The following is a 3,071-nucleotide window of genomic DNA, read 5'->3' on the forward strand; positions in this document are numbered from 1 at the left end:
AGGACCAAACTGACCACCGCAAGGGTCTTAACCGCATTAGTCAGCAATCGTATGTTAGAGAGTTTTGAAGTGGACAATGTGATGAAATACCAATATCTAATAGTTGAGTTATATAGCTAGAGTAGTTAGGAGTCAGTTTGGGTACTGTGAATTATCCAAACAATCAAGGGTAAATTTACCCTTGTAAATTTAGCTAAATTCAAGCAAAAAAAATCAAGAAATGTCAAGGGATGCAAAGGATTTTAAAGATAGGATGTTAGGGAGAATACAAAGTGCTACTCTAAATAGTAAATCCCAAACATTAGCGGAGGGAGCTTATGAAGCTTGTTATCCAGGGTAAGAATATAGAAATAACCGATTCCATTCACGAGTATGTTAATCAAAAAATTGAAAAAGCAGTTAGCCATTTTCAACAACTCACTACAGAGGTAGATGTACATCTGTCAGTAGCTCGAAACCCACGGATAAATCCTAAGCAGACAGCAGAAGTAACTATCTACGCTAACGGTACAGTCATTCGTGCCCAAGAAAGTAGCGAGAATTTGTATGCTAGTATTGACTTAGTAGCAGATAAAATTGCACGCCAATTAAGAAAGTATAAAGAAAAGCGTCAATCCAAGGTGAGTAAAGCTAAAACTGTTGAGATGATTGAATCACAACCAGTAGAGCAGGATTTGATTGGCGATCGCCAACCGGAGCTACCTAGTGAAGTAGTACGGACGAAATATTTTGCTATGTCTCCGATGACGGTAGAAGAAGCACTAGAGCAGCTACAATTTATCGATCATGATTTCTATATGTTTTCCAATGCTGCAACAGGCGAAATTAATGTGATCTACAAACGTTATCATCATGGTGGTTATGGTTTAATTCAACCACGACCTACTAATGGTCATAGTAGCAATGGGAAGGCAGCTCATAATACTGATGAAGTAGCAGGTATTGAATCTGCTCAGGTTTAGAATGATATCAGAATTGGAGTTATAGCAGGGAATAGGGAATAGGGAATAGGGAATAGGGAATAGGGAATAGGGAATAGGGAACAGGGGGAAAAAATTTTCCTATCTGAGGTTCATCATCAGTCTATGTCCTAAGCAACTTGTTCTTTGGTATATTCACTAATCTCTGAGTGATTCATTTTAACAATTAGAGCTTACGCAAAAATTCTAATTGCAGGGTGCGTTGCAATGCGCCCTAAACTGCGGTTATGGGATAATAGAGAATTTTGCGTAAGTCTCTGATGAAAGCCTTCTAGCTTCTTGAGGCAGGTATTGCTTTTAATGTTTTTAAAGCTTCTTCAACGTGAGCTTCAAAATTGAGCATAGAGTCAAAGATATGACGGATAATTCCTTCTTTGTCTATGACGTAAGTAACTCTACCCGGCAGTATCCAAAGTGTAGCAGGAACACCATATAATTCTCTGACTTTGTTGCTAGTATCGCTTAAAAGAGTAAAGGGTAAATTATACTTGCTAGCAAATTGTTTGTGAGACTGTTGAGAGTCTCCACTAATACCAATCACTTCAGCACCAGCATCTGTAAAGACTTGATATTTATCTCGAAATGCACAAGCTTCTTTAATGCATCCAGGTGTGTCGTCTTTGGGATAAAAATAAACGACAACATTTTTCTTACCATGGAAGTTAGATAGAGAAACTGGGGTTTCGTCTTGGGATGGTAAGGTAAAATTGGGTGCTCGATCTCCTACTTTAACTGCCATATTTAAGTTTTGAGTCCATTTTTTTTGGACATACATATAATGTTAACTTTTTGTTATATTAGCGTACATTATTAGGATTAGGAAAATTATAGAAGAAGGAAGAGGGAAGAAGGAAAAATTGCGTTCAAGACAGGGAACGAGAAGGAAAGAAGACAAAGAAAGATCGGAGAAAGTTTTTTGTTTAGCTGGCGCACAACGCATCCTATCTCCTGGGTCGGAGCTGCGCTAAGGTCATGCTGGGGAAAAATGTCGCGCAGCGTTAACGCAGTTGTGCGCCAGCAAAACGCAAATGCGACATGTAACGCGGAGCACGGAACGAAGTTCTATCCCTAATTAAGGGGAGATAATAAGTAATTATAGAATAGATAGGATTTGCTGATTAATATCATGTCCGGTAGCATCGTTTGTGTATAGAATTAAGTCACAATTGGAAGAAACCCTTGAACATAAAGGCCTTTTGCCCTCTGCCTTCTTTCCACCAAAGTATAAGTATTCAAGGGTACATGATATAACTCTAAAAAGCCTTTATTTGTAATAAATTTAGCCTTTTTACGGAAAAAATGCAAGTTTTTCGTTCCAAAAAGCTGAAAATGATCAAATTTTCAGCAAACCTAGAGAGACAAATATCAGACAATTATTCCTCCTGACTCAGTCCTCCTACCCCCTACAAAAAGACTTTTTCAGCAAACCCTAGATAGAAGTTTACTATTCTTCAGATTTAATTGGCGATCACTTGCTTTGCGTTTTCAATTTGAGTCGATTAATTACTATTATGTTAGTTTAATAAGTAAGGGACTTCCGAGTCAAAAAATATTTCATTGCACTGAATTTAAGGGAGTAGGGGTAGTCCAAAAATTGAATAATTTATTTTTTGCTATTCTCTAATCAAAAGAAGTATTCTTTCCCCCTTTTTAGTCCTTGTAAATCCTATGATATTATCTTAATGGATATGGAAATGCCACAAATGAGTGGGGTAGAAGCTACTTGTTGGATTCGTCAACATTTTCCAGATAGCCAAAAACCTTATATTATCGCTATGACTGCAAATGCAATGGAAGAAGATCGCCAAATTTGTTTAAATTCAGGAATGAATAATTATATTTCTAAACCAGTGAAAATTGACCAGTTAAAATCCGTATTATAACTTGAGTAACGATCGGATGTTTAAATAGAGTAATCAAATTAAGTTTGTAGCTATTTATAGTACTGCTTCTTATATCGGTAGTGGTAAACAAGTAATAATTTTTCTAGTCTACCTTCCGATCATTAAAGGGATGTAAGAACTAATATCCTGACATCTTTAGGACTACCCTTATATCATGTGCCCCCTTCTAGGGGAGCTGCGCTAACGA

General features: G+C 37.1%; 3 protein-coding genes. 2 read left to right on the top strand and 1 reads right to left on the bottom strand.

Annotated elements, in window-relative coordinates; genetic code table 11:
- Positions 1-317 precede the first annotated feature (317 nt).
- Entirely contained in the window at positions 318-962 is a 645-nt protein-coding gene (gene hpf, locus F6K13_RS25745) for a ribosome hibernation-promoting factor, HPF/YfiA family (protein ID WP_124144984.1), read from the top strand.
- Positions 963-1,251: 289 nt separating this feature from the next.
- Here the strand turns inward: hpf and F6K13_RS25750 are convergent, their stop codons facing one another.
- A complete protein-coding gene (locus F6K13_RS25750; RefSeq protein WP_124144988.1) occupies positions 1,252-1,719 on the bottom strand; it encodes a peroxiredoxin in 468 nt (155 codons plus the stop codon).
- Between the two features lie 871 nt (positions 1,720-2,590).
- Here F6K13_RS25750 and F6K13_RS25755 point away from each other — a divergent pair.
- On the top strand, positions 2,591-2,863 hold the full coding sequence (locus tag F6K13_RS25755; protein ID WP_275670372.1) for a response regulator: 273 nt from the start codon (positions 2,591-2,593) through the stop codon (positions 2,861-2,863).
- The last annotated feature ends 208 nt before the right edge of the window (positions 2,864-3,071 follow it).

The sequence above is a fragment of the Okeania sp. SIO2B9 genome (genome assembly GCF_010672505.1).
GTDB classification, from domain to species: domain Bacteria; phylum Cyanobacteriota; class Cyanobacteriia; order Cyanobacteriales; family Microcoleaceae; genus Okeania; species Okeania hirsuta.